Annotated in this window: 1 pseudogene; it reads left to right on the top strand. The window is 67.7% G+C overall.

From position 1 onward, the window contains the following. Positions 1-1,282 (top strand): annotated as a pseudogene (locus DBR20_RS22860) (PQQ-binding-like beta-propeller repeat protein); the annotation flags it as partial.

Raw genomic sequence — 1,282 nt, 5'->3', positions numbered from 1 at the left:
CGCCGACCCGTATCAGCCGGAGCGCGGCGCCCGGCAGCCGCGCAGCGTGCAGTGCACGCATCATCGAAGGCACCCTGGACGGCCGCCTGATCGCGGTGGACGCCGACAGCGGTCGCCCCTGCGCCAACTTCGGCAACAACGGCCAGGTCGACATCACCCTGGGCATGGGCGAGGTGCCGCCGGGTTACGTCTCGATCACCTCGCCACCGGCGATCGTCCGCGGTGTCATCGTCACCGGCCATCAGGTGCTGGACGGCCAGCGCCGCGACGCGCCTTCCGGCGTGATCCAGGCCTACGATGCGGTCAGCGGCAAGCTGCGCTGGGCGTGGGACATGGACCAGCCCGAGCGCGGCGGCCTGCCACCGCGCGAGCAGACCTATACGCGTGGCACACCGAACATGTGGACCACCGCTACCGGCGATGAAGCGCTGGGCCTGGTGTACCTGCCGATGGGCAATGCCGCGGGCGACTACTGGAGTGGCTCGCGCACGGAAAACCAGAACAGATACGCGACCTCGCTGGTCGCCATCGATGTAGCCACCGGCAAGCCGGTCTGGCATTTCCAGGCGGTGCGCAAGGACGTCTGGGATTACGACCTGGGTTCACAGGCCAGCCTGATCGACTACCCGACGGCATCCGGCAAGGTGCCGGCAATCCTGCTGCCCACCAAGCAGGGCGACATGTACATCCTCGACCGTCGCAACGGCCAGCTGCTGACCCCGGCCGAAGAGCGCAAGGTGCCGCAGGGCGGTGTAGAGCCCGAGCAGCGCGCCGCTACCCAGCTGTTTTCGCTGTACCACACGCTGCGGCGCGACGACGCGCTGACCGAGCGCGACATGTGGGGCATCACCCCCATCGACCAGCTGGTCTGCCGCATCCAGTTCCGCAAAGCGCATTACGAAGGGTTCTACACACCGCCCAGCAGCGATCACCATTCCATCGAATACCCCGGCTACAACGGCGGTTCGGACTGGGGCAGCGTGGCCATCGATACGCGGCGCGGCGTGATCGTGGCCAACTACAACGACATGCCCAACTACAACCGGCTGGTGTCGCGCGCCGAGGCCGACCGCAAAGGCTGGCTGCCACGCGAGCAGATGCGTGCGGACAAGGGCGGTGCCGAAAGGGCAGGGGACCCGCAGGTGGGAACGCCCTATGGCATCGACGTCAATGCCGGTTGGCGGCTGCCGTTCACCGGCCTGCTGTGCAAGCAGCCACCCTATGGCGGCATCCGTGCGATCGACCTGCGCAGCGGCAAGCTGTTGTGGGACCGGCCGTTCGG

This window comes from Stenotrophomonas sp. HMWF023 (assembly GCF_003060985.1).
Taxonomy (GTDB): domain Bacteria; phylum Pseudomonadota; class Gammaproteobacteria; order Xanthomonadales; family Xanthomonadaceae; genus Stenotrophomonas; species Stenotrophomonas lactitubi.
This window is presented reverse-complemented; position numbering and strand designations above follow the sequence as displayed.